The organism is Georgenia sunbinii, assembly GCF_036421875.1.
Taxonomy (GTDB): Bacteria; Actinomycetota; Actinomycetes; order Actinomycetales; family Actinomycetaceae; genus Georgenia_B; species Georgenia_B sunbinii.
In genome coordinates, this window is record NZ_JAZGOL010000009.1 from 1 (window position 1) to 25682 (window position 25682).

General features: G+C 71.7%; 12 protein-coding genes and 1 pseudogene. 5 read left to right on the top strand and 8 right to left on the bottom strand.

Going from position 1 to position 25682, the window contains the following annotated elements; translation table 11 throughout:
- A pseudogene (locus tag V2J52_RS17150) lies at nucleotides 1–111 on the bottom strand (SdrD B-like domain-containing protein); the annotation flags it as partial.
- A gap of 124 nt (nucleotides 112–235) precedes the next feature.
- A complete protein-coding gene (locus tag V2J52_RS15865; protein ID WP_331228709.1) occupies nucleotides 236–5800 on the bottom strand; it encodes an SdrD B-like domain-containing protein in 5565 nt (1854 codons plus the stop codon).
- A 269-nt stretch (nucleotides 5801–6069) separates the two neighbouring features.
- On the opposite strand from V2J52_RS15865, the gene V2J52_RS15870 reads away from it, so the two are divergent.
- The 3 genes from V2J52_RS15870 (at nucleotide 6070) to V2J52_RS15880 (ending at nucleotide 8791) form a co-directional block, all read left to right on the top strand.
- The gene (locus V2J52_RS15870; RefSeq protein ID WP_331228710.1) at nucleotides 6070–7704 is read left to right on the top strand and encodes a DUF885 domain-containing protein; all 1635 of its coding nucleotides are present in this window, start codon (nucleotides 6070–6072) and stop codon (nucleotides 7702–7704) included.
- Nucleotides 7705–7865: 161 nt separating this feature from the next.
- Nucleotides 7866–8531 carry a Maf family protein gene (locus V2J52_RS15875; protein WP_331228711.1) on the top strand — a complete coding sequence of 222 codons (666 nt, stop codon included), beginning with the start codon at nucleotides 7866–7868 and terminating at the stop codon, nucleotides 8529–8531.
- The gene (locus tag V2J52_RS15880) at nucleotides 8516–8791 is read left to right on the top strand and encodes a hypothetical protein (protein WP_331228712.1); all 276 of its coding nucleotides are present in this window, start codon (nucleotides 8516–8518) and stop codon (nucleotides 8789–8791) included. The genes V2J52_RS15875 and V2J52_RS15880 overlap by 16 nt, the downstream gene beginning before the upstream one ends.
- Here the strand turns inward: V2J52_RS15880 and V2J52_RS15885 are convergent.
- Nucleotides 8785–9039, bottom strand: a complete 255-nt coding sequence (locus V2J52_RS15885; RefSeq protein WP_331228713.1) for an addiction module protein — start codon at nucleotides 9037–9039, stop codon at nucleotides 8785–8787. The two genes, V2J52_RS15880 and V2J52_RS15885, sit on opposite strands and share 7 nt — an antisense overlap.
- A 62-nt stretch (nucleotides 9040–9101) precedes the next feature.
- Nucleotides 9102–9596 carry a hypothetical protein gene (locus tag V2J52_RS15890; protein WP_331228714.1) on the bottom strand — a complete coding sequence of 165 codons (495 nt, stop codon included), beginning with the start codon at nucleotides 9594–9596 and terminating at the stop codon, nucleotides 9102–9104.
- Between the two features lie 279 nt (nucleotides 9597–9875).
- On the opposite strand from V2J52_RS15890, the gene V2J52_RS15895 reads away from it, so the two are divergent.
- Complete coding sequence (locus V2J52_RS15895) at nucleotides 9876–11708, top strand: acetyl/propionyl/methylcrotonyl-CoA carboxylase subunit alpha (RefSeq protein ID WP_331228715.1); 1833 nt, start codon at nucleotides 9876–9878, stop codon at nucleotides 11706–11708.
- A 41-nt stretch (nucleotides 11709–11749) separates the two neighbouring features.
- On the opposite strand, the gene V2J52_RS15900 is transcribed toward V2J52_RS15895, so the two are convergent.
- A complete protein-coding gene (locus tag V2J52_RS15900; protein ID WP_331228716.1) occupies nucleotides 11750–12670 on the bottom strand; it encodes an NUDIX hydrolase in 921 nt (306 codons plus the stop codon).
- 102 nt (nucleotides 12671–12772) lie between these two features.
- On the opposite strand from V2J52_RS15900, the gene V2J52_RS15905 reads away from it, so the two are divergent.
- A complete protein-coding gene (locus V2J52_RS15905) occupies nucleotides 12773–13627 on the top strand; it encodes a hypothetical protein (RefSeq protein ID WP_331228717.1) in 855 nt (284 codons plus the stop codon).
- Between the two features lie 7 nt (nucleotides 13628–13634).
- Here V2J52_RS15905 and V2J52_RS15910 read toward each other — a convergent pair whose 3' ends face one another.
- From V2J52_RS15910 to V2J52_RS15920, 3 genes are all read right to left on the bottom strand, one after another.
- A complete protein-coding gene (locus V2J52_RS15910; RefSeq protein ID WP_331228718.1) occupies nucleotides 13635–14933 on the bottom strand; it encodes a citrate synthase in 1299 nt (432 codons plus the stop codon).
- A 114-nt stretch (nucleotides 14934–15047) separates the two neighbouring features.
- Nucleotides 15048–17624, bottom strand: a complete 2577-nt coding sequence (locus V2J52_RS15915; protein WP_331228719.1) for a LuxR C-terminal-related transcriptional regulator — start codon at nucleotides 17622–17624, stop codon at nucleotides 15048–15050.
- Between the two features lie 217 nt (nucleotides 17625–17841).
- Nucleotides 17842–25482 carry a DUF7927 domain-containing protein gene (locus V2J52_RS15920; protein WP_331228720.1) on the bottom strand — a complete coding sequence of 2547 codons (7641 nt, stop codon included), beginning with the start codon at nucleotides 25480–25482 and terminating at the stop codon, nucleotides 17842–17844.
- Between the last annotated feature and the right edge of the window lie 200 nt (nucleotides 25483–25682).

A 25682-nucleotide genomic window follows, 5' to 3' on the forward strand; every position in this document is an offset into this window, starting at 1 on the left:
CGGGATGCCCGGCTCGCCCTCGTCCTGGATCCCGTCACGGTCGGAGTCGACCCACACGTAGTCACCAACCGAGACCTTCGGCAGCACGAACCCGAAGTCCAACGTCGGGTCACGGTCACCGTCGGTGCCCAGCGGCAAGACCGACTCAGCCGACCACGTCGAAGAGTCGAGCGACTCGTCGTCGCCTTCGCCATCGAGCGTCGGGATGTACGGGGCCAGCGGCTCAGCCGACAGCTCACGGTCGATCGAGACCGTGTAGGACTCGCCGTCCTCGAGGACCGGAAGGTTCTCGAAGGTGTACTCGCCGTTCTCGTCGGTCACGANTCGGGATGTACGGGGCCAGCGGCTCAGCCGACAGCTCACGGTCGATCGAGACCGTGTAGGACTCGCCGTCCTCGAGGACCGGAAGGTTCTCGAAGGTGTACTCGCCGTTCTCGTCGGTCACGACCGGGGCCACGACATCGCCGAACACGTCAATCACCGGCTCGCCGTCCGGACCAGTCAGCACCAGGGTCACGGCCGGGATACCCGGCTCGCCCTCGTCCTGAATCCCGTCACGGTCAGTGTCGACCCAGACATAGTCACCAACGGAGACCTTCGGCAGCACGAACCCGAAGTCCAGCGTCGGGTCGCGGTCACCGTCGGCGCCCAGCGGCAGAACCGACTCGGCCACCCACGTCGAAGAGTCCAGCGACTCGTCGTCGCCCTCGCCCTCGAGCGTCGGGATGTAGGGCGCCAGCGGCTCAGCCGACAGCTCACGGTCAATCGAGACCGTGTAGGACTCGCCGTCCTCGAGGACCGGGAGGTTCTCGAAGGTGTAGAGCCCGTCCTCGTCGGTCACGGTCGCCTCGACGAGGTTGCCGAACACATCCGTCACCGGCTCACCGTCCGGACCGGTCAGCACCAAGGTCACACCGGGGATACCGGGCTCGCCCTCGTCCTGAATCCCGTCACGGTCGGAGTCGACCCACACGTAGTCACCCACCGAGACCTTGGGCAGCACGAACCCGAAGTCCAGCGTCGGGTCGCGGTCACCGTCGGCGCCCAGGGGCAAGACCGACTCGGCCACCCACGTCGAGGAATCGAGCGACTCGTCGTCGCCTTCGCCCTCGAGCGTCGGGATGTACGGCGCCAGCGGCTCAGCCGAGGCCTCGCGATCGATAGCGACCGTGTAGGACTCGCCGTCCTCGAGAACCGGCAGGTCCTCGAAGGTGTAGAGCCCGTCCTCGTCGGTCACGGTCGGGGCCACGACATCGCCGAACACGTCGGTCACCGGCTCACCGTCAGGACCAGTCAGCACCAGGGTGACGCCAGGGATGCCCGGCTCACCCTCGTCCTGGATCCCGTCACGGTCGGTGTCGACCCACACGTAGTCACCGACGGAGACCTTCTGGACGTTCGCGAAGGTGATGCCGGTCTTGTTGGGCTCCTGCACGCGGTAGTCCGTGCGGTTGTTGAGCTGAGCGGTCGCCTGGTAGGCGAAGGAGTTCCACGCCTCAGGTCCGCGCTCGACACCCTCCGGCCACTCGTAGCCGGACGTGGTGACGAAGGAGATGGACACGCCCTCCGTCGGCCGGAGGCCGTTCTCGAACTCGAACAGCCACTTGATCGCGCCGATGTCGGCGATGTCGACCGGCAGCTCGTCGGACCACAGGCCCTCGGCGTCACAGCCCTGCCACGGGTTGCTGTTCGGCCCGCTGGGAACACAGTCGGCCGGGTTGCCCACGAGGTACTGGGCGGTCACCGTGGTGCCCTCGGGCGCGACCGGCGCGGCGATGCTCTCGAGGGTCGGTGCCCACTCCGTGCCACGGGGGAAGGCGCTGAGGCTGGGCACGACGTGCTTGTCGCCCACCCAGGGCAGGATGTCGAGGATCTCGAGCTGCTGCGTGACGACGTTTCCGGTGTTGGTCACCGTGATCTGCCACTCGGCGCTGCCGCCCGGCGCGGTCTGGACCACGCAGGGATAACGGTAGAAGCCGTCGCCGAAGTCGGTGCACACCGCGCTGTCAGGTGCGCCCTGCGCGAGGACGTTCCCGGTGGGCTCGGCGCCCTCGGGCACGACCTCGCGGACGAGCTTGCGGCTCTGGTACGCCTGGCCGGTGAGCACGTTGACCACCGCCGTGTCGGTCTCCCGGAACTCGGGGTTCCCGGAGGTCACCACGAGGGTGTTGACGATCCCCGTCTCCGGCTCATGGCCGGGACGCACGACGACGGGCAGCGTGACCGTGTAGGTCTCGCCCGGCAGGAGCGCCGAGCCCTCGGGGAAGGTGACCGCGATCGACGGGTCGGTCGACTCGTGGTCGACGGCCAGCGTGATCTCCGTGGGGTCGACCGTGATCGACCCGCTCTCGGGGGAGACCGCGTACCCGACGGTGCCGTCCGCCGAGAAGAGCAGCTGGGGGCCGTTCTCGTCGGCGGGCAGGAGGTCGGTGATGACCGGGTCGACGATCGGCTCGGCACCGGTGTTGGTGACCTGCAGCGTGTAGTTGATCGTGCCGCCTGCGGTGGTCGACGTGTTCTGTCCACCGTTGTCGGTCTTGGAGACGTCCGCGCTCGTCACTCCGGGCACGAAGGTGAAGGTCGCGTCGTCCTCGTCGAGCACCGCGGGGCCACCGAGGCGGCTGGCGGTGCCGGTGAGGTCGTTGACGACGGTCGCCGCAGCGTCCTCACCCGGGTTGGGGACGTCGCCGGCAGCGTTCGGCTCGCCGGTCCGCAGCTCCGCGCGGGGGCGGACGACAAGGCCGACGGAGTAGTCGTCGCGCGAGGTCGTGGCGTTCCATATCCCCGGCAGGACCGAGTGGTCGGTCGTCGCGATCGTCATGCGCACGCCCTGGACGTCGCCGGAGGCGACCTCCTCGGGCAGGCCGAGGCCGCTGGGAAGACCGGTGCCGGTGACCGAGTACGGGCCGTCCTCGACCCATGTGCCGCCGGAGACGTTCACCCCGTCGTCGCCGGAGGTGAGCTCGGCACCGACGAGGTAGGCGAGCTCGAGCTCGACCTGGCCCTCGGCGGCCCAGTGCGTCACGTCGATGCTCGACCAGGACTGGAAGTCGAAGGCGTTCCAGAACGTCGGGTCGACGTCCTCGAACGTGATCCGGTCCGCCTTGTCCTCACCGGTGGCGAGCGCGAACTGGACTGCCACATCGTTCGGCGCGCCGCCCGGCTTGAGGAGGCTGCCGGAGGACGGCGTGAAGGTCTTGGTCACGTCGGCGGTGATGTCCACCGACTCGACCGTCTCGACCTCGAGCGGCGCCTCGGCCGACCCCGTCCGGACGTCGTCGCCGCGGCGGACCTCGGCGTCGACGGTGTTGGGGATGACGTAGGCGGGTTCGAGCGCGGCGAGCGCGGCCTCGGTCGGAGTGCCGGCCGTGCGGGTCTCGCTGCGCAGCTCAGTGGCGACCATGACCTCGAAGCTCGCGCCGCGCGGGATGGTGTCGCCGTCCGCGTCGGGGCTGACGAGCGCGAAGTCGAAGCCGACGACGTCGGCCCAGCTGTCGTAGGACGGGTTGAGCGCGTCGGCGCCGAGGATTTCGGCGGTCGAGCCGTCGGCGAGGAGGAGCGTGAGGACGGCGTCCTCGGGACGCGGGGTGGCGCCGGACGCGTTGCCGTGCAGCGTCACCGACAGACCGGTGATGTCGACGTACTCGAACGCGTCGCTGCCCTCACCGGGCTCGCTGATGCCGAGGTGGTCCACGGCGTAGGCCGACGGGTTCTGGGCATTGAGCTTGATCGAGCTCGCCGGGTTCAGGTCGTCCGGCGTGATGACGACCTTCACCGGAGCCCAGGACTTGGCGACGCCGAGCTTCAGCTCCTTGTCCACCGTGAACTCACCGCCGCCGGGCGTGCCCTCGCCGATCTGGCCCTCCCCCGGGCCGACGACGACGACGTTCTCGATCTCCGCGCCGTCCTCGAGCTGCTGGGCGACGACGAAGTCGATCCCCGCCTGCACCCGCTGGCCGGTGGCGAAGCCGTGGCCCTCGGGGTCGGCGGTGTACGTCACGCGCGCGCCCTCGGTGCCGGCACCGAGCAGGTAGGTGCCGTCGTCGTCCGCGACGACGGTCTCCCAGGCACCGGCGACGAGTCGCTCGACGAGCACCGTCTGGGCGCCCTGGTCGTTCTCGATCCGCAGCGCGGTCGCAGACAGGGCCCCGATGAGCTCGTCACTGAAGACGTCCTCCTGGACGATCTGGTAGACCGGCACGTTGCGCGCGCTGACCCAGCCCTGGAGGACCGCGGTGATGGTCTCGCCCGGGACGCCTTCGACGACGGTGCCGTGCTGGCCGCTCTCGACGAAGTACTTGCGGGCGCCGAACTCCACGTTCGGCGCCTCGACGGTGAGGTCGGCGCGCGCCTGTGCCTCCTCGGCGTCGTCGTCACCGCTCGATCCGTTGGCCGCGACGGTGTTGGTGTAGGTGCCGGCCGTGGTGCCGGTGACGTCGAAGCTCGCGCTGATGGTCGCGCCCGGGGCGAAGCTGCCGGTGAACGCGACGACGAAGCCGTCGATGCTCGTCGGGAGGTCGGCCGGCCAGGCAACGTTCCCGCCGTCGTCCGTGAGGTCGTAGCTGGTGCCGTCGACGACGAGCGTGCCGCCGGTCGCTCCGGTGGGCCACGGGGTCGTGGTGAACGCGCCGAGGTCGACGCCCTGCTCGAAGAACGCCGAGTCACCGGCGGGCTCCGTCAGGCTCATGGTGTCGAGCGGCTGGTTGGAGGCGTTGGTGGCGCCGATCGTCACGGCCGCGTCGGCGCCCTCGACGATGGTGCTCGGGTTGATGTGCTTGGCCGCCTGGACGGCGTAGTCCGCCGGGGCGATGGCGAAGGAGTCCTCGGCAGTGGCCGGCTCCGACGTGCCCTGCGGCGTGGCGGCGACGACGGAGACCTCGTTGTCGACGAGCTCCGCGTCGGCGCCGTTGCGCAGCTGCGTCTGCAGCACGACCGAGCCTCCGGTGCCGCCGGCGACGATGGCGCCGCTGTCGGTGGAGTCGGAGAAGACGACCCGCAGGCCGGTGATGTCGGCAGGGACGATCCCGGCGGGCAGCGTCGGGGTCGCCGACACCTCACCCGCCAGCTCGCCGTCGGCGGTGATGACGATGACCTGTCCCTGGTCGGCGCCCTGCGGCAGGGTGATGCCCTGCAGGCCGGTGACCTCGACGATCTCGAACGGGTTGGGGTCGCTGCTCGGCTCGACGAGCGTGAGCGAGCTCGCGCCGATGTTCGAGGCGTTGGCGATCCCGGTCAGGTTGAGCGCGATGTCCTGGGTAGACCCGGTGGGGACGGAGTCGGTGCCCCACGCCTTCTGCATCGCGGCCGCGATGGTCACCGGTACGTCGAGGGTGACGTCGACGTCGGCCTGCTTCGGTGCGGCGTTGTCAGCCGTGACCTCGGCGGTGTTCGTCAGGACGGCGCCGTTAAGCTCCGGCGGCGTGCTCTGCGGGAGTCGCACCGTGATGTAGACCTGCGCCGTGCTGCCGTCCTCGAGGCCGACCGAGCCGTTCTCGTGGACGTCGCTGAAGCGGACCGTGACGGTGTTGCCGTCCTGCTGCACCTCGTACCCGCCGCCGACGACGTTGATGTCCTCGATGACGAGCGGCTCGGGGATAGTGTCGGTGAGGACGGCCCCCTCGCACAGCGTCGTCGGGCTGTCACAGCCGGGGACGAGCTCGTAGACCGCGGTCTCGCCGGGGGCGAGGACATCCTTGTCGATCGACTTGGCGAGCGTGAGCGCGGCCGTGGGGTCGGCCTGCGCCGGTAGCATCCCGATGCTGCCGCTGAGCAGCACGAGGGCAGCGGTGAGGAGCGCCATGATGCGGCGCGGTACGGCTCGTCGGGCGCGGGTGCGCGACCGCCGGGCAACAGTAGGTTGTGACACTGAAGAAACTCCCAGGAGGCAGAAATCGGCGGGTGACGCGATCACGTCACCCGGCTCCTACTTTCATCGGGCCTCCTCCTCCGAAAGTACTTCTAGCGGTCTTTCACCCTCGGCTTCACCCCGCAGAGCGTCAGTTGTGACGGACTTCACGGCTGCCCGACGTGGCGGCACGGCCCCCAGGCGTCACGGTTTAGGCTGCCGTCGTGCCGATCCCTGAACGCGCTGCCACGCCCGTTGATGCCATCGCCGAGAGGTACGTGCAGCGACTCGTCGCGCTCGACCCGATCGAGGCCACCCTGCTCGGCGTCCCGGGGCACGACCACGAGCTGCCGGACCTCTCCCCCGCCGGCGCGCTGGCACGCGTCGAGGCCGCGACGGCCACCATCGCGGAGATCGCGGCGGCCGACGCCGTCGACGATTTCGACGGCGTCACCCGTGCCGCGATCAGCTCGCCCGTCCAGCGGGTGCGGGAGGTCTTCGACCACATGGCCACGGCCTCCGTGGCGGACTGGCAGACGATCGCCGCTCGGCTGGCAGCGGTCCCCGCCGCGCTCACCGGCTACCAGGAGTCCCTGCGCCACGCCGCCGCGGAGGGCCACGTGGCCGCCATCCGTCAGGTCGAGGCGTGCATCGACCAGGCGGACGGGCTCGCGGCGGCCGGCACGTCGTTCTTCGACGAGCTCGTCGCGGGCGCGCAGCCCACCAGCGGCACGCTCGACGCCGCCGTGAGGGAGCGGCTGGCGGACGGCGCCGCCGCGGCACGTCGGGCGTACGGCGAGCTCGCAACGATGCTCCGCACCGAGCTCGCACCTCGGGCCGGCACGGTGGATGCGGTCGGCCGCGATCGCTACGAGCTGTGGTCGAGGCACTTCCTCGGCGCGGCGGTCGACCTCGACGAGACCTATGAGTGGGGCCTGGCCGAGCTCGCCCGGATCACCGCCGAGCAGGACGCCGTCGCCGCTCACCTCTACGGGCCGGGCACCACACCCACCGAGGCGATGGCGCGGCTCGACGCCGACCCCGCGCGCCGCATCCACGGCACCGGCGCGCTCCAGGAGTGGATGCAGTCCGTCTCGGACGCCGCGGTCGTCGCGCTCGCCGGCACCGAGTTCGACATCCCCGAGCCGGTCCGCCGGCTCGACTGCCGCATCGCGCCGACCAGCACCGGCGGCATCTACTACACCGGCCCCAGCGCCGACTTCTCCCGGCCCGGACGCATGTGGTGGTCGGTGCCCGAGGGCGTCACCGAGTTCAGCACCTGGCGCGAGCTCACCACCGTCTACCACGAGGGCGTTCCCGGGCACCACCTGCAGATCGGCCAGACCGCCTACCGGTCGCAGACCCTCAACACCTGGCGCCGGCTGGCCTGCTGGGTCAGCGGGCACGGCGAGGGCTGGGCGCTGTACGCCGAGCGGCTGATGGCCGACCTCGGCTTCCTCGACGACCCGGGTGACTACCTCGGCATGCTCGACGGCCAGCGGCTGCGGGCGGCCCGGGTGGTCCTCGACATCGGCGTCCACCTCGGCAAGGTCGCCCCAAGGCAGTGGGGCGGTCGGACCTGGGACGCTGCCAACGCCTGGGACTTCCTCAAGGCCAACGCGAACATGGCCGAGGGCTTCCTTGCCTTCGAGCTCGACCGCTACCTCGGCTGGCCCGGCCAGGCGCCGTCGTACAAGGTCGGCCAGCGGCTGTGGGAGGAGATCCGCGACGAGGCCCGCACCCAGGCGACGTCCCGCGGCGACGAGTTCGACCTGCGGGCCTTCCACCGGCGCGCGCTCGACGTCGGCTCGGTCGGGCTCGGGGTGCTCCGTTCCGCCCTCGTGCACGCGGAGCGCTGACCCGCTGCCCCACCCCCACCCCCACCCCGCCGACAGCTGGATTGTCCGCGACAGCTGGATTGTCCGCGACAGCACGATCCCCTACGGGACTACTCGCCCACGGCCTCCCGGACGAGGTCCGCAGTTAAGCGGGACGTTGCCCCTGCCCGTATCGTCCTGACGTGAGCATCCGCCTCGTCCTCGCCTCAGCCTCCCCCGCCCGACTCGCCACGCTGCGCTCCGCCGGGATCGCTCCGATCGTCTCCGTCTCCCAGGTGGACGAACCGGCCCTGCTGGAACGGGCCGCCACCGACGGCGCGCCGCCTGCGGCCGAGCAGGTGCTGCTGCTCGCCCGGGCGAAGGCCCGCGACGTCGCCGCTCGGCTGGCACCGGACGCCGACCTCGTGCTCGGCTGCGACTCCATGCTCGAGCTCGACGGCGAGATCCACGGCAAGCCGGCGGACGCCGCCGAGGCGACGGCTCGGTGGCGCACGATGCGCACCCGCAGCGGGGTGCTGCACACCGGCCACTGGCTCGTCGACCTGCGGGCACCCCGCGTGAGCACGCTCACCCGCACGAACGACGACGCGACCGCCCGGGAGGCGGGGGCGAGCTCCGAGACCATCGTTCACTTCGCCGACGTGTCCGACGCCGAGATCGACGCCTACGTCGCCACCGGTGAACCACTCGTGGTCGCCGGCGCCTTCACCATCGACGGTCTCGGCGGGCCGTTCGTCGAACGGATCGAGGGCGACCACCACGGCGTGGTCGGCCTCAGTCTGCCGCTGCTGCGCGCCCTGCTCAGTGATGTCGGGGTCTCGATCACCGACCTGTGGGCACCGCGCTGAGACCACTCCTCCCTCAGCGGGTCGTCGCCCCGGCGAAAAGGGCCGGATTCGGTGTGGTGATCCGGCCGGTTTGGGTGCGTCAGTTGTCGCGCATGGAACGGCGGCCAGCCCTCCGGATACAGCTCGATCGCCTCGATCGCCTCGGCCACGCGCTCGAAGAACGCATGGCCGAGCCTCAGCTCGGTCTGCTCGTATCGCTCGGCCGCAGCGAACAGTTCGGCACTCGCATCGGGATGCTCGGGATGCGTGTGCGTCACTGAATGGGCGCCGGGTACCTGGCGGCGAAGCTGGCGCGCGTTGCCTCGAACGACCCCAGTTGGACCCTGCCCTGCAGAACGTCATCGAGCCGACTGCCGATCTCATCGCGCCACGCGGCGTCGACGTCGTCCTGCGACCCCTCGGCAGTACTGCCGTCGAGGCTCAATAGCCCAGCGCGAATGACCGCTGCGCGCTCCTCTGGAGCTAGCGCGAGCAGGGCCCGCTCGACCTCAGCGATGTCCGGTGCCATGCCTCAAGCGTACGGCGGCACACTGACATCGGCCAGGACATGACGGGACAGGGCCGGAGCGCTCAGCACGCGGGCAGCTCGCCCACCTGGCGACCGTCGTCGTCGAGGTCGATGATCATGCCCGTGGCGCCGTCTCGGCCACTGCGTCGTGCCAGCGCGGCCAACGCGCCGTCGTCGATGACGAGCACGACGCACTCCCCACGGTGCTCGTCGGCGAGATCGTCGAGCACGGCGTCGAACGCGGGTACGGACGCCGCGCCAGTCGCCGGGACCGACGCGAGCGCGGTTCGGAACACGGATACTGCCTCGGGCATCGCGTCTCGCTCCGGGACGTCGGCAGCCCCGGCCCCGTCATCGGGCCCGGGAGCGCTCGCGGTCACCCGGCGTACTGCCACCCTGAGGTCGCGTGCCAGGCGCGTGGCCCCCACCGTCGTGCCCGGGCCGCCCCCGGCGTAGACGAGCGCGACCCGGCGCTCGTGCAGCTGGGCGAGCAGCGCGGGCGACGCCGTCGTCGGGCCGAGCACGACGACGGTCGCGGCGCACTGCAGGTCGCTCATCGCCCTCCCCCTCGTCCGGTCCTGCCATCATCCTCCCGCCGGACGCAGATGTGGCCAATCCGACAATCGAGCGCGGAGCAATCCGGAGTTATGCCGGAGGTCGTTGTAGCAACGTCACAACCGGAGCGGTCGCAAGTTGCGGTCGACGGACAGACTTCGCCGACGCGAGCACCGGCTAGTAGGTGCAGGGCGCCGCGACGGCTACCGTGGATCGGTCCCGGGTCACGGGCACGCTCGTGCGTGCCCGCAGCACCCATGTCCGACCCGAACGGAGCATCCATGACGAGCACCTCTGGAGCGTCGGCCTCCCGACGCCCCCTGACGAAGGTGCTCATCGCCAACCGTGGCGAGATCGCGGTGCGCGTGGCACGCGCCTGCATCGACACCGGTATCGCCACCGTGGGGGTCTACGCTGACCCCGACCGTGACGCGCTCCACGTGCGGATGTGCGACGAGGCGTTCGGCCTCAGCGGTGCCCGCGCCGCCGAGACCTACCTCGACGAGGGCAAGATCCTCGACGTCGCTCGCCGGTCCGGCGCCGACGCCATCCACCCCGGCTACGGCTTCCTCTCGGAGAACGCCGACTTCGCCCAGCGCGTGATCGACGCCGGACTGGTGTGGATCGGCCCGTCACCGGAGGCCATCCGCGCGCTCGGCGACAAGGTCAGCGCCCGCCACATCGCCGGCGCCGCCGGCGCGCCGCTGGTGGCCGGCACCCCCGACCCGGTGACGAGCGCGGAGGAGATCCTCGCCTTCGTCGACACCCACGGCCTCCCGGTGGCCATCAAGGCCGCCCACGGCGGCGGCGGGCGCGGACTCAAGGTCGTCCGCACCCGCGAGGAGATCCCCGAGCTGTTCGACTCCGCGGTGCGTGAGGCCAAGGCAGCTTTCGGCCGCGGCGAGTGCTTCGTGGAGAAGTTCCTCGACCGGCCCCGTCACGTGGAGACCCAGTGCCTGGCGGACGAGCACGGCACCGTCGTCGTCGTCTCCACCCGCGACTGCTCGCTGCAGCGCCGCCACCAGAAGCTCATCGAGGAAGCCCCTGCGCCGTTCCTCAGCCCGGAGCAGGACGCCGAGCTGCGGCGCGCGTCGATCGCCGTCATGCGCGAGGCCGGCTACGTCGGTGCCGGGACGGTGGAGTTCCTCATCGGCCTCGACGGCACCATCTCGTTCCTCGAGGTCAACACCCGGCTGCAGGTGGAGCACCCGGTGACCGAGGAGATCAGCGGCATCGACCTCGTCGTCGAGCAGCTGCGGATCGCCGCTGGTGAGCCGCTGGGCTACTCCGAGGTCACCACCCGCGGGCACAGCCTCGAGTTCCGCATCAACGGCGAGAACCCGGCCGCCGGCTTCCTGCCCGCCCCGGGCACCATCGCCACGCTCAGCTGGCCGACGGGGCCGGGCATCCGCGTCGACACCGGCGTCGTCGCCGGCGACACCATCTCCGGTGCGTTCGACTCGATGCTCGCCAAGCTCATCGTCACCGGTGCCGACCGGCGCCAGACCATCGCCCGGGCACGCCGGGCGCTGCGCGAGATCGAGATCACCGGGATGGCCACCGTGCTCCCGTTCGACCGGGCGGTGCTCGAGTCACCGGACTTCGTCGCCGAGACGGCCTCCGACTTCCGGGTGCACACCACCTGGATCGAGAACGACTTCGCCGACCAGCTGCGTGGGCTGCCGACGGCCGCGACGCCCGACGGCGCTGCGGCGCCCGCCGGGGCGGAGCCGGAAGAGTCCATCGAGCGCGTCGTCGTCGAGGTCGGTGGCAAGCGGCTGGAGGTCGTGCTGCCCGCCGGGCTCGGGATCGGCGCCGGCCGGGGCGGACGGGGCGCGGTCCGCCGTCCGATCCGGCGTTCCAACGCGCGCGGCGCCACGACCGGCAACGGTGCGCTCACCTCCCCGATGCAGGGGACGATCGTCAAGGTGGCGGTGGCCGACGGCGCGATGGTGGCGGCCGGTGACCTCGTCGTCGTCCTCGAGGCGATGAAGATGGAGCAGCCGCTCGTCGCGCACCGCAGCGGCCGGATCAGCAGCCTCAAGGCCGACGTCGGCCAGAACGTCACCTCCGGCACCGTGCTCTGCACCATCGACGAGCAGCCCGAGGGTTGAGTCGCTCTTCTGGGTGGTTATGACACCGCCCAGTGGTCGATCTATGCCCCGGATGAGCGACCTATGGGGTAGAGGACCAGGCGCGGACCGGCGGTCTGGGCACCGACGGCCTCGACCCGGCGGCGCAGCTCCCGGTCGGCGGTGATGACGACGACGTCGTCGCTCCCGCCACCGGTGGCACGCCACGCCTGGGCGAGGACCTCGTCGTCACCCGGGCCGGGCGCCGGCACCACCTGCACGCCGGGCACCGGCGCGACGTCGCGGGCCTGCCCCTCGGTGACGAGCACGATCTCGGGGAACCACGTACCGCCCGGCAGCCCGACGTCGGCCGCCGGCAGCCCGGCGACGGCGAGCTCCGCCAGCTCGTCGCGCAGCCGCGCGGTGGCGCCGGCACGGTCGCGCCACCAGCCGTCCGGCCGGGAACCGACGGTGTTCGCGGCATCGACGACGAGCACCAGCCGGCGCCCGACCATCTCCCGCAGCGTGGGCAGTGCGTCCTCGAAGGCCGGCAGCAGCGGCCGGTGGCGGACCTCGTCGAGCTCGACCCACGCCACCTCGAGGCTCTCCGGGTCGCTGACCACCGGCTCGACCGGCTCCGCCGCGGAAGCGAGCACGGTGGTGTACGCCCAGTCGCCGTGGTCGAGCACGTAGGTGGCCCGGACAGTGACCGCCGTCGCGGGGATACCGGCCTCCTCCGCCGCCTCCCGCAGCGCGCCGGCGACCGCGGTCTCGCCGGGGTCGACGGCGCCGCCCGGCAGCCCCCAAGTCCCGCCGAAGTGGCTCCAGCGGGCGCGGTGCTGCAGCACGACCCGGGTCGGGCGCGAGGGCTGCGGTCCGGTCGACAGCAGCAGCCCGGCGGCGCCGTAGCGGCCCCAGTGGCGCGCGCCGCACCGGCACTCGACCCAGCCGTCACCGGGACGCTGCACCGGCCGTGGGTCGGGCGGCGCCGGCTCGGTGGTCACGGCTCCAGCGTGGCACAGCTCGCCGAGCGTCGTCGCCCAGGGGCGTCGCAGCCTCGTAAACTCAGCTGGTGAGCACCCGCCCTGTCCCCGTCCACCTCCCGCATGCGTAGCGGGCTGCTGCGCGGCACGCTGCTGACCGTCGCGGGGCTGGCGGTGGCCGGCGCCGGGGTCGCCGCGGTGCTCCACGTCGCGGTGCCGGCACGGATCTCCGACACCTGCACCGTCACCCTCCCGGGTGGCGAGGGTGCCACGCTCGACGCCGACCAGGCCGACAACGCGGCTCTCATCACCGCGCTCACCGTCCGCCGGGAGCTGCCGGCCCGCGCCGCGACCATCGCGCTGGCAACCGCCGTCCAGGAGTCCAAGCTCCGCAACATCGACTACGGCGACCGTGACTCCCTCGGCCTGTTCCAGCAGCGCCCCTCGCAAGGGTGGGGCAGCGAAGCCGAGGTGATGGACCCGGTCTTCGCGACCAACGCGTTCCTCGACGTGCTCGTCACCGTCGAGGACTACCGGCAGATCCCGGTGACCGACGCCGCGCAGCGGGTGCAACGGTCCGGCTTCCCGCTGGCCTACGCCGACCACGAGCCGGAGGGCCGCGCCTTCGCGTCCGCGCTCACCGGCCACTCCCCCGCCACCCTCACCTGCCGGCTACGGCCCGACGACGACGCACCGGACCCGGCGACCGCGGTCCCCGAGCGGCTCGCCCAGGACTGGGGGCTGACCACGGCCGCGGCCGACGGCGTCGTCGTCGTGGACACCACCGAGCTCGACGGCGACGGCGAGCGGCTCGGTTGGGCGGTCGCGCACTGGGCGGTCGCCACCGCCGGCGTCACCGGCGCGGAGCGGGTGGCGGTCGACGGTCAGGTGTGGCAGCGCGCCGACGGCAACGACGCGCGCTGGGCGCCGGTCGACGGGGCAGGCGCCCCGCCGACCGGCGTCGTGCAGATCTCCTGAGGGCCGGTCAGCGCCCGGAGATGTCGACGTAGTCGCGCTCGGTCTCGCCGACGTACACCTGGCGCGGGCGACCGATCTTCGTCGTCGGGTCGGCGATCATCTCGCGGTACTGCGCGATCCAGCCGGGCAGCCGGCCCATCGCGAACAGCGGGGTGAACATCTGCGTGGGGAAGCCCATCGCCTTGTAGATGAGGCCGGTGTAGAAGTCGACGTTCGGGTAGAGCTTGCGCTCGATGAAGTACTCGTCGTTGAGCGCGATCTCCTCCAGGCCCATGGCGATCTCGAGCAGCTCGTCGGACTTGCCGAGGTTGCCGAGCACCTCGTGGGCGGCGTCCTTGACGATCGCGGCGCGGGGGTCGTAGTTCTTGTAGACCCGGTGCCCGAAGCCCATGAGGCGGACGCCGTCCTCCTTGTTCTTCACCTTCGTCATGAAGTCCTTGACGCCGCCGCCCTGGGCCTTGATGTCGTCGAGCATGGTGAGCACGGCCTCGTTGGCGCCGCCGTGCAGCGGGCCGGAGAGCGCGCCGACGCCGGCGGCGATCGAGGCGTAGATGTTGGCGTTCGAGGAGCCGACCATCCGCACCGTCGAGGTCGAGCAGTTCTGCTCGTGGTCGGCGTGGAGGATGAGCAGCATCTCCATCGCCCGCACCATCGCCGGGTCCATGTCGTCGTGCTGGTAGGGCAGCGCGAAGGTCATCCGCAGGAAGTCCTCGACGTAGCCCTTCGAGGCGTCCGGGTAGAGCAGCGGCAGGCCGTTCGCGCGCTTGGCGATGTAGGCGATCATCGTCGGCACCTTGGCCATCAGCAGGACCGTGGACAGCTCGCGCTGGTAGGGGTCCTTGGGGTCCAGGGTGTGCTGGTAGTACGTCGCCAGCGCCGCGATCCCGGCCTGCAGCACCGCCATCGGGTGCCCGTTGCGCGGGAAGGCGGTGAAGAACGCCTTGAAGTCCTCATGGAGGATGGTGTGGCGCTTGACGCGGCGGGTGACGGCGTCCAGCGTCTCGGCGTCGGGCAGCTCGCCGTAGATGAGCAGGTAGGCGGTCTCGATGAAGGACGAGCTCTTGGCGAGCTGGTCGATCGGGTAGCCGCGGTAGCGCAGGATGCCCTGGTCGCCGTCGATGTAGGTGATCGCCGACGTCGTCGAGGCGGTGTTCATGAAGCCGGCGTCGAGCGTGACCAGCCCGGTCTCCTTGAGGAGGGACGAGATCGCCACCCCGTCGTTGCCCTCACGCGCCGGCACCCTCGCGAACTCGAGCTGCTTGCCATCGACCGCGAACGTCGCCGGGCTGAGAGTGGCATCGGACATGGGTTCCCCTCCTCGGGATACGTGGGCCGGGGAGGTCCCCGGTCACCGGCGGCCCCAGCCGGGTGTCTCCCAGCGGGCCTGACCGGCCTGAAGTTGTCGTGAATCCTTCAAAGACTAAGCCATGTCCGGCGATCGCCAAGACGGCGGACCTGCTGCCCGGGACGCCAACGTCTCGGCCGGGAGGAGGCCCAGCGCACGGCTCATCGCGAGCGCGTCTCCCCTGCTGGAGACGCCGAGCTTGCGGTAGATGCTGCGCAGCTGGGACTTCACCGTGTTCGGTGAGACGAAGAGCAGGCCAGCCAGCCGGCGGATCGAGGCGACGTGAGCCAGCTGGCGCAGGAGGGTGCGTTCCCGGTCGGTGAGGCGCACCGGCCGGGCGAGCAGCCGCAACGAGTCGCGCACCTTCGCCAGCCGGCCGACCAGGTCGGCCGAGCGCTGCTCGAGGTCGAGCTGGCCCGCCTGGCTGAGGAGGGCCTCGAAGGAGGCCGTCCCCTGGCGCGCGAACGGCAGCAGGACGTCGGTGCGGACGGCGAGCGCGAGGCTCCGCTGCAGCGCACGGTCGGACCCCGCACGGTCGCCGGTGGCACGCAGCGCGGCAGCCGTGAGCACCAGGGCCCAGACCCGGTACCGGCTCCCGTCGGCCCCGGCCGAGTGGGCGTGGAGGAGGCCGACGGCGTCACCCGGGTGACCGAGCGCGAGCAGTGCCTGCGCTCGGACCAGCGGGATCGGCAGCTGCGGGTGCGGGGCAGGCGTGAGCTCGTCGACGAGCGCCAGCGCGAGGTCGGCGTCACCGTCGGCGAGCACGAGCTCGGCGCGCACGAGCCTCAGCAGCTGACGCTCGTAGTGCGTGAGCCGGCTGCGTTCGATGCCGTGCTCAGCCATCCCGAGCGTCTCCAGCCCGACCTCGGGTGTGCCGGAGAGAATGTGCGCGACAGACTCCAGCTGGACGGCGAGGACACCGAGCAGCGGGTCGGCGAACGGCTCCGCGCGGTGACGGAGCAGGGTGCGGATGGCCGCGAGATCGAGCCGGTAGAGGCCGGCGATCGCCTCCGCCAGCCGACGCGGCGCGGCGGCCGGCGCGTCGCGCCCGGTACCTGGGTCCGGCAGGTGGCCCACCTGGCCGGCACCGAGCTGGGCCACGAGGAGACTGAGCGCCCGGGCGAAGCCTGGGTCGCCCCCGGCGGGGTGGGCCGCCCGGACCCCCTCCGCCCGGTCGAGCTCGGTGGCCGCCGCCGTAAAGCTGCCGCTGCGGAGCAAGGTGAGGCTGTGCTGGACCAGCCCGGCGACGACGACGTCGCCCGGGACTCCGCCACCGGGGGCGACCGTCGCCTGGCGGTGGTGGTCCAACGCCTCCTCGTGGCGTCCGGCGATCCGGGCGAGCACCGCCCTCAGCACGCCGACGGCGGTCGCCAGGCCCGCGCCGTGCTCGCCGTGACCGAGGGTGACCGCGTGGTCGAGCAGCAGCGCGGCCTGCAGCCGCTCGGATTCCGTGACGATCCCGGGATGGCCGGTGTGCGTGATGTCAACGATCGCCCGCACGTGGGCGACGAGGATCCGCGCGTCCCGCCGGCCGGCGCCACCGAGGCGGGTGAGGAGGAACCGGACCCGGCCGGCCGGCAGCGTGGCGAGCCGCGCCCAGTGGGTGGCGAGCAGGTCGACCAGCGCCTGCTCGGTGCCGTGAGTGGTCACCGTCCGCACCGCACCGGCGAGGTCGCCGTTGGCGATCAGCCACCGGGCGGTGATGTCGGTGGCCCGCTGCCGCTCGGCCTCGTCCACCTCGAGCGGGAGGCGCCGGGCCAGCGCAGCCCGGACGAGCGAGGGCAGCTCGTACGTGGTCTCGGTGCGAGCGCCGTCGACGACGCGGAGCAGCCCCGCGCCGTCGAGCAGCCGCACCAGTGGCATCTCGTGCCAGTCGGGCAGCAGGTCCTCGAGCAGCCCGGCGGTGAAGTACTCAGGGACACCGGTCAGCAGCAGCGCCTGCCGCTCCGCCAGCGCGAGGTCCCCGCCGGTGGTCCCGCGCGAGATCCGGTCGGCGATCACCTCCGCGGCCCGGTCGAAGGAGGTCGGCGTCGGCCCGTGGTCACCGATGGTCTGGAGGAGGCTCTCGACCGCGATGGGCAGGCCGCCGGTCCAGCGGTGCAGCGTCGCGACGTCCGATTCGTCCAACGACATGCCGGCGGCACCGGTGATCTCGGTGAGCTCGTGCTGTGTGAGGCACAGCTCCCGTGCGGTGATGACGGCGTCGGGTCGCAGCCCCATGCTCTCGAGGACGCCGCCGTGCGCCCGGCCCGGCTCGATGACGACGACGCGCAGCTGCTCGGCGCGCTCCCGGAGCCGGTCCAGCACCGCGAGGTCGACGGGCAGCTCGGCCGGCTCGGGCAGTCTCAGCACCACCGTCGTGCCCGGCCCGCCCTCGGCCACGGTGGCGAGCAACCGGTCCCACGCCACCGACTCGGCAAGCTCGACGGCGGCCGCGTCCAGCCAGACGGCATCCGTCCCGACGTGCCGCGCCCACTCCCGCACGAAGGCTGCAGCGGTCGAGCCGGATCCGCTGAAGGTGATCGTGGCGTTCGGGCCGGGAGCAGCCATCCGGTCGATGAGGCGCGCGTTGAGCATCAGTCGACCGGCACCGTACGGAGCTCCGGCGTCGCTGCTGTCGTCCTGGCGGAAGGCAGCGGCAACTCGCGCCATTGACACTCCAATCTCACCCCATGATGGGAAATGTTCGTACGGCAGGGCACAGCCTACGGGCAGTGCGCCACCACCGACCGTGGCCGGTGGAACGTGGACGCCGGGCCGTCCTCTGGACTACCGCGGTGTCCGCGGGGAACGTGGACGGCAGGTCTGGGCAGACGTGAGGGCCGGGACGGTGTGTCCCGGCCCTCACGATGTGGGCGTCAGCCCGCGGCTACCGCTGCCACTGCCGACGGCGGCCGACCAGGGTGGCGCCCGCTCCGAGGAGCAGCAGCGCGCTCAGCCCGGCGGCCAGGGCGTGGGTACCGGTGGTCGGCAGACCCGGCCGCGGCGTGGTGCCACCGGCGCCCAGCTCGGGAACCGGGTGCTCGGTGCCCACCGGCGGCGGGACCAGGGTGGTCCCCCCGGGCGGGGTTGCCTCACCGCTGACGACGTTGCGCACGGTGACGCCGGCGGCGTCCTCGTCCACGGTCACCGAGTAGGTGATCGTCACCTCCTCGCCGACGGCGAGCTCGCCGTCCCAGGTCAGCGTGGAGCCGACCACGGCCAGCTCGCCGGCCTCGTCCTCGCCGATGACGGCGACGGCGTCACCGTTGTACTCGGCGTGCGCGAGGACCTCGGACAGGTCGTCGGTGATGACGACCGGGTCGAGGACGGTGGCACCGGTGTTCGTGCCGGTCACCGTGTAGGTGATGCGCTCACCGGGGCGAACCTCTGTGCCGGACTCCGGGTCGGAGACCTTGTCGAGCTCGAACCCGGGCACGGGGTGCTCGGTGCTCACCTCGGGCGGCACGATCGGCGGGAGCCCCGGCGGGGTCGCCGCGCCTGCGACGGTGTTGGTCACGACGGCGCCGGCGGCGTCCTCGTGGACCGTCACGGAGTAGGTGATGGTCACCTGTTCGCCCACGGCCAGCTGACCGGCCCAGGCGAGCGCGGTGCCCTCGACGACGAGCTCGCCGGCGAGGTCCTGCCCGACGACGGCGACGGCGTCACCGTTGTAGTCGGCGTGGTTCAGCACCTCGGACAGGTCGTCGGTGATGACGACCGGGTCGAGGACCGTGCCACCGGTGTTCGTCCCCGTCACCGTGTAGGTGATGGTCTCGCCGGGCATGACCGTGGAGCCCGAGATCGGATCGGAGGTCTTGTCCAGCTCGAAGCCGGGCACCGGCACCGGGTGCTCGGTGCTCGTGGGCGGCGGCACGATCGGCGGCGCCCCGGGCGGGGTCGCCTGGCCGGTCACCGTGTTGGTGAGCAGCTGCCCGGAGGCCTCCGGGCTGACGGTCACCGAGTAGGTGATCTTCACCTGCTCGCCGACGGCCAGCGCACCGGTCCAGGTGAGCGTGGTGCCCTCGAGCACCAGCTCGCCGGCCTCCTCCTCTCCCACGACGGCGACGGCGTCACCGTTGGACTCGGCGTGCGCGAGCACCTCGGACAGGTCGTCGGTGATGACGACCGGGTCCAGTGCGGTCTCGCCGGTGTTCGTGCCCGTCACCGTGTAGGTGACGACCTCACCGGGGTGGACCTCGGTGCCCGAGACCGGGTCCGATGCCTTGCGCAGGTCGAAGCCGGGGACCGGGACGGGGTGCTCGGTGGTCACCGGCGGCGGGTCCAGCGGCGGGCGCCCCGGCGGGGTGCCCTCACCGGTCACCGTGTTGGTGACCAGGGCGCCGGCGGCGTCCTCGTTCACCGTGACCGAGTAACTCACCGTGACCTGCTCGCCGACGGCCAGCACACCGGTCCAGGTGAGCGTCGTGCCCTCGAGCACGAGCTCGCCGGACTCGGCGTCGCCGACCACGGCGACCGCGTCCACGTTGTACTCGGCGTGCGCCAGGACCTCGGACATGTCGTCGGTCAGCACGACCGGGTCCAGCACCGTGGCACCGGTGTTCGTGCCGGTCACCGTGTAGGTGATGACCTCACTGGCGTCGACCACCGTGCCCGAGGCCGGGTCGGAGATCTTGGTGATCTCGAACCCGGGAACCGGGTGCTCGGTGCCGACCGGCGGCGGGACGAGCGGCGGGAGCCCGGGCGGGGTCGCCTCACCGGTGACGGTGTTGGCGACCACCGCGCCGGCGGCGTCCTCGTCCACGGCCACCGAGTAGGTGATCGTCACGCTCTGGCCCACGGCCAGCTCGCCGGTCCAGGTGAGCGTGGTGCCGACCACGGCCAGCTCGCCGGCCTCCTCGCCGTCGACGACGGCGACGGCGTCACCGTTGTACTCGGCGTGGGCGAGGACCTCGGACAGGTCGTCGGTGATGACGACCGGGTCGAGGACAGTGGCGCCGGTGTTCGTGCCGGTCACCGTGTAGGTGATGTCCTCGCCGGGCAGCACCGTGGAACCCGACGACGGGTCGGAGACCTTGTCCAGGTCGAAGCCGGGGACCGGGTGCTCCGTCTGACCCGGCGGCGGCACGATCGGCGGGCCGTTGGGCGGCGTCGCCGAGCCGGTGACGATGTTGTCGACGACCGCACCGGCGGCATCCTCGTCCACGGTCACCGAGTAGGTGAGCTCGACCTCCTGGCCGGCGGCCAGGACACCGGTCCAGGTCAGCGTGGTGCCCTCGAGGGCGACCTCGCCGGTCGCGACCCCACCGATGGTCGCGGTGACGTCGTCGTTGTAGCCCGCGTGGGCGAGCACACCGGACAGGTCGTCGGTGAGGACGGCCGGGTCGAGCACCGTCTCACCGGTGTTCGTCCCGGTCACCGTGTAGGTGATGACCTCGCCGGGCAGGACCGTCTCGCCGGACGCCGGGTCCGAGCTCTTGGTCAGCTCCAACGCGGGCACCTCGAGCGCCGCACAGGCAACGGCGTCCGCGGACTCGCCGTTGTGGACCACGCCGGCGGTGTTGGTCAGCCCGCCGGCCTCGCCGGAGCCGGGCTCGGGGCACTGCAGGCCCCCGGGAACGGCCACGTCCATGTCGAGCGAGACGACGACCTCCACCTGGTAGGTGTGCAGCCCGCCGGCCTCGAGCGTGACGCCCTCAGCGATGACGTTCCCCTCCGAGCCCGTCTCGCCCTGCCCGGTCCAGTCGGCCGGGATGGCGACGTCCGTCGGCGTCGTGACGACGGCTGCGGACTCGATGACCGCACCGGGGCCGTAGCGCAGCTCGTCGGCCACGTCGTACGTGCCGGTGGCCTCACCGACGTTCTCCACGACGACGTCGTAGGTGATCGTCCAGGTGAAGTCGCCGTTGGCGACCGGGCCCTCGCTCACGGTCTTGTCGAGCTCGATGACCGGCAGGGAGGCGCAGGCCTCGCCGACGGCGACGATCCCGTTGTGGGTGAGGCCCGCGGAGTTCGCGAGGCCACCCGTGCCGGCCGAGCCGGGCGGCGGGCACTGCAGCGTGGACAGGTCCAGCTCGGCCTCGTCGAGCGAGACGACGGCCTGCACCTGGTAGGTGTGCGTGCCCTCCGCCTCGAGCGTGACGCCCTGGGCGATGACGTTCTCGTCCGCGCCGGCGTCCCCGAGTCCAGTCCAGTCCGCGTTCGTCTCCACGCCCTCGGGCGCGGTGACCACGGCGGCCGACTCGAGCTGCACGTCGCCGCCGAACATGAGGCGGTCGGTGATCTCGTAGTCCGCGGCCGCGCCGCCGACGTTCTCGGCGACGACGTCGTAGAGCACCGTGAAGGTGCCGTCACCGTTGGCCGTGGGGCCCTCGCTGATGGTCTTGCCCAGCTGGACGTAGCCCACCGTCACGCAGGCCGTGGCCTCGTCGGTCAGGTCGTTGTGCTCGAGGCCCGCCGAGTTGGACAGCCCGCCGGTCTCGCCCTCGCCCAGTGCCGAGCACTGGGTGACGACGGGCACGACACCGTCGGTGGCGTCGACCGACAGGACGACCTCCACCTGGTAGGTGTGCACCTCGCCGCCCGCGAGCGGGACGTCGGCCGCGATGAGGTTCTCCACCGCGCCGTCCTCGCCCAGACCGGTCCAGGCCTCCAGCGCGCTGACGCCGTCCGGCGTGGTGACCACCGCGGTGTCCTCCACCACGAGGTCGCCAGAGGGGTCCATGGCGTCGGAGACGTCGTAGACGCCCTCGCCGCCACCGTTGTTGGTCGCGACGATGTCGTAGGTCACCGTCCAGGTGCCGTCGCCGCCTGCGACCGGCCCCTCGGAGATGCCCTTGTCGATGCTGATCGACGGCGGCTCCGCGCAGGCGAAGTCGTCCTCGGTGAGGCCGGACTCGTCGGTCAGCGTCGAGGTGTTGGTCAGCGCCCGCGCCAGGGTGGGGTCGCCACCCAGGTCGGCGCAGACCGTCGGGTCGGTGTCGTCGCCCGAGCCGGCACCGGGGAGCTGCAGCGGCACGTCCGCCAGTACCTCGAGCCGGTACACGTGCGGCGCGTAGTCCCCGTCGCCCGTGCCCGCCAGCGGGACGCTCGTCGCGATCCGCGTGGCCTCCGCACCGTCCCACGCCGGCTCCGCCGGCGTGACGCCAGGCGGGAGGTCGACGACGTCGGTCGAGACGACCGTGATGCCCTCGGCGTAGCGCAGCGTGTCGTCGAGGTCGTACAGGGTCGCCCCGGCGCCGAGGTTGGCCACCGTGATGTCGTAGACGACCGCCCACTGGCCGTCGCCGACCGGTACGGCCGAGACGAGCTCCTTGTCGTGGGTCGGTTGACCGACCTCACGGCAGTCGCTGTCGGTGCTCGGGTAGCCGTTGTAGGTCACCGTGGCGCCGTTGAGCAGGCCGGTGCTCTCCGTGGAGCCCTCGACGAGCGAGCAGTCGGACGGGTCCGGCTGCGCGGGCGGGTTGGGCAGGTCGAGCGTGTAGCGGACCGTGACCTCGTAGGTGTGCACGGCGTCGCCGTCGATCGGCTGGTCCGCCACCACGAGGGTGTCGCTGACGCCGTCGAAGTCGGCGTTGAGCGTCACGCCGGCCGGATCGACCGACGCGGCCTCGACAGAGACGATGTCGACGCCGGTGCCGAAGCGCAGGCTGTCGACGAGGTCGTACGTCGTGTCGACGGCGGTCTCGTTGGTCACGGTGAGGCCGTAGACGACCTCCCAGACCCCGGGCAGCTCGTCGCGGTCGACGACGGTCGGCTCGGAGGCCACCGTCTTGTCCAGCTCGACGCGCGGCAGGTCACCGCACTCGGTGTCGGTGATGTTCTCATGGCCGGCCGGGACGAGCGTCGCGGCGTTGAACAGGCCGGTCGTCCCCGCGCCGGGGACCTGGTCGGGCGTGCAGGTCAGCGCCTCGGTGCCGGCCAGCACCTCACCGGTGACCTCGTCGACCGACAGCGCCACCGTCACCTCAAGGGTGTAGGCGTGCGCGGTGCCGGCTTCCTCGGTGGAGCCCGCGGCGATCGGGAAGGACTCGGTGATGACCGCCTGGTCCTCGGTCCCGTCCCAGTCCTCGTTGAGGGCTGCGCCGGTGGGGCCGTCGAGCACCTCGGTGGCCACCACCTCGATGCCCGCGCCGTAGCCGGTGAGGTCGTCGCTCAGCTCGTAGGAGCCGCCGACGTCCGAGGGGTTGCCCACGACGAGGTCGTAGGTCACCGTCCACGTGCCGTCACCGTTCTCGACGGGGCCGGACACGGTGCTCTTGTCGAACTCGTAGTCGACCTGGGAGTACCCGAAGTCGATCGTGTGGTCGTTCTCGCCGGGCCCGCCGGTCGTGATGGCCGCGTACGGGAAGGACCCGTCCGCGGTCTCCTCGACGATGCCGTCGGAGTCGTTGCGGTCCGCGTCGAGCGAACCCTCGTCACCGGTGTTCTCGACGGTCGGGTACCACCCGAACAGTGGCCCGCCCTCGGCGTAGTCCGCCGCAGCGTCGATCCCGACGACGTAGTCCGTGTTCGTCGCCAGGGCGTACGCCTCGTCGTTGGAGGAGAAGTAGTACTCGCCCAGCGCGCTGGTCGTGGTCGTCGACACCAGTGTGCGGGTGCCGTCCTCGGCGACCTCGTAGAGGTTGACGGTGGCGCCCTCGACCGGGGCCTCGTCCGGGTCCTGCACGCCGTCGTTGTCGACGTCGTACCAGACGTAGTTCCCGATCTCGATCGGGGCAGCTGAGGCGAGGGCGGCGGCGGAGCCGAGCCCGTTGCCCTTGGACGTCACGTCCGGCTGCTGCTGGAACCCGTGGATGATCACTGCGCCCCGAGGGTCGTGCGCCTGTCCCCCCTCCTGGAACAGTCGCCGGACACCGGACTGGCCGGCACCGTTGGCGGCGTGCACGCCGGTCGTCAGCACGCCGTCGGCCCGGCTGGGCACCACGACGATCGAGCCGAGCGCCTCGTTGTCCTGGTTGAACTGCGTGTAGCCGGTGTCGAAGTAGCGCAGGCCACCGGGCCCGCCGTCGCCCTGGGCCGCCCCGTCCCCGTCGATGCCACGGTGCACGCCGTTGTCCTCGAGCACGAAGCTGCCGTCGCCGGCCGGGGCTGCGATGTAGACGTCACCCTCCGAGCGGATCTGGGCGCTCACCGCGTTGCCGTCCGCCGGGTCTCCCGAGATGTACGCCTGCCCGCCGAAGAGGTCACCGGCAAGGTCGCGCACCCCGATGACGAGGTCGCCGTGCAGGTACTTGGCGTCGCCGACCACCGGCATCGCTGAGCGGATCACGGCACCCTGGAGGCGGATATCGCTGATGTCCGTCGCCCACGGGAACCAGGTCGGGTTGAACCCGGTGCGAGTGAAGTCGAGCGGGAAGCTCAGCACCTCGCGCAGGTCGCCCGGGTTGGCCGGGTCGAAGCTGTAGACGTAACCGTGGAGGTCCGCGACGTCCTGGGTCGTCTCTGCGGTGTCCGTCACGGTCAGGTACATCTCGTTCGTCAGCGGGTTCGCCGAGACGCCGTACGGGCGCAGGTCGCTGTCGTCCGGGAAGTACTCGTCCAGCTCGATCTCCGTGACGTTTGCCGGCAGGAGGTCGACGGAGCCACCCGTCTCGACCTGGATCAGTGAACGGTTGTGCAGGTTGACGGCGTAGAGGTACTGCTCGTCGGCGGACAGCGCGATGGTTCCCAGTCCGGAACGGCCGACCTGGCCCCACGCCTGCGCGTCGCGCATCCAGTCGTACTGCGGGTTGTCAGCAGTGACGTCCGGACGAAGCCCGTGCGGGTCCCCGGCCGGCGCCGACTGATCGGGGCCGCCGAGGTCGATGCCGAAGTCGGTGACATCGACGTAGAGGTCCGCGGACGCCGTCGGCACCTCCCAGCTGTCGCCGTCGGGCGTCACCCGGTAGATCGCACCGATACCCTCGGGCCCGACGCCGACGTGCCGGCGGATGTAGGCGGCGGTGAGGACCGTCGCCGGCTCGCCGGGGGCGGTCGGCCGGGCCACCGCGGACCCGTTCGTGGCACCGACCTGGGAGAAGGGCACCTGGGCCGTCTGCGGCACCAGGGCGCCCCCGGCCGGACTCTCCGCGTCGTAGCGGATGGTCGTGCCGGCGGCCGCGGTGGCGTTCATACCGTCGGAGGGGCCGTAGTGCATGACCGGGACGAAGACGTTCGGGTTGTTCTCGACGTAGGCGCTGGGCACCTGGAAGGAGAAGTCCACGCCGGACGCGCCGACGCCGTCGGCGACGTCGGCGAACTGCACGGTGGTCCCGTTGGACGGCTCGCCTGCGCGGCCAACGACGGAGTCGCGCCACTGGGACCACTGCGGGGTGTCGGGCAGGTTCGCCTCGACTCGCCACCGGTCGGCGTCGCTGGTGACCGGCAGCACGTAGTTGCCGTCCTCGCCCGTGGTCGCCGGGCCCGCCACGTTGCCCTCGCCGTCGTAGGCGATGACCTCGATGCCGGCCAGCCCGGACTCAAAGGAGTCGAATACGCCGTTGGAGTCGTAGTCCTGCCAGATCGTGCCGGTGATCTCGTCCTCGACCGCGGCGGTCGCCGTCAGCGGCAGCACCGCCCCGGTGAGCATCGAGCCCACCAGCCCGGCAATCCCGAGCGTGGCGGCGCCCCGTCGCGCCTTCCCCGTTGATCTGCGTGATCGCCTACCCGGCGCCGCTGTTCTCTCGCCCACCCGTGCATCGCCCAACGTCAAGTTCCTTCCTCGGTGCACGCGTGAGCGCGCAGATGTCCCCTGCCAGATACAAGGAGCCCCCACGAGCATCGGCGCTA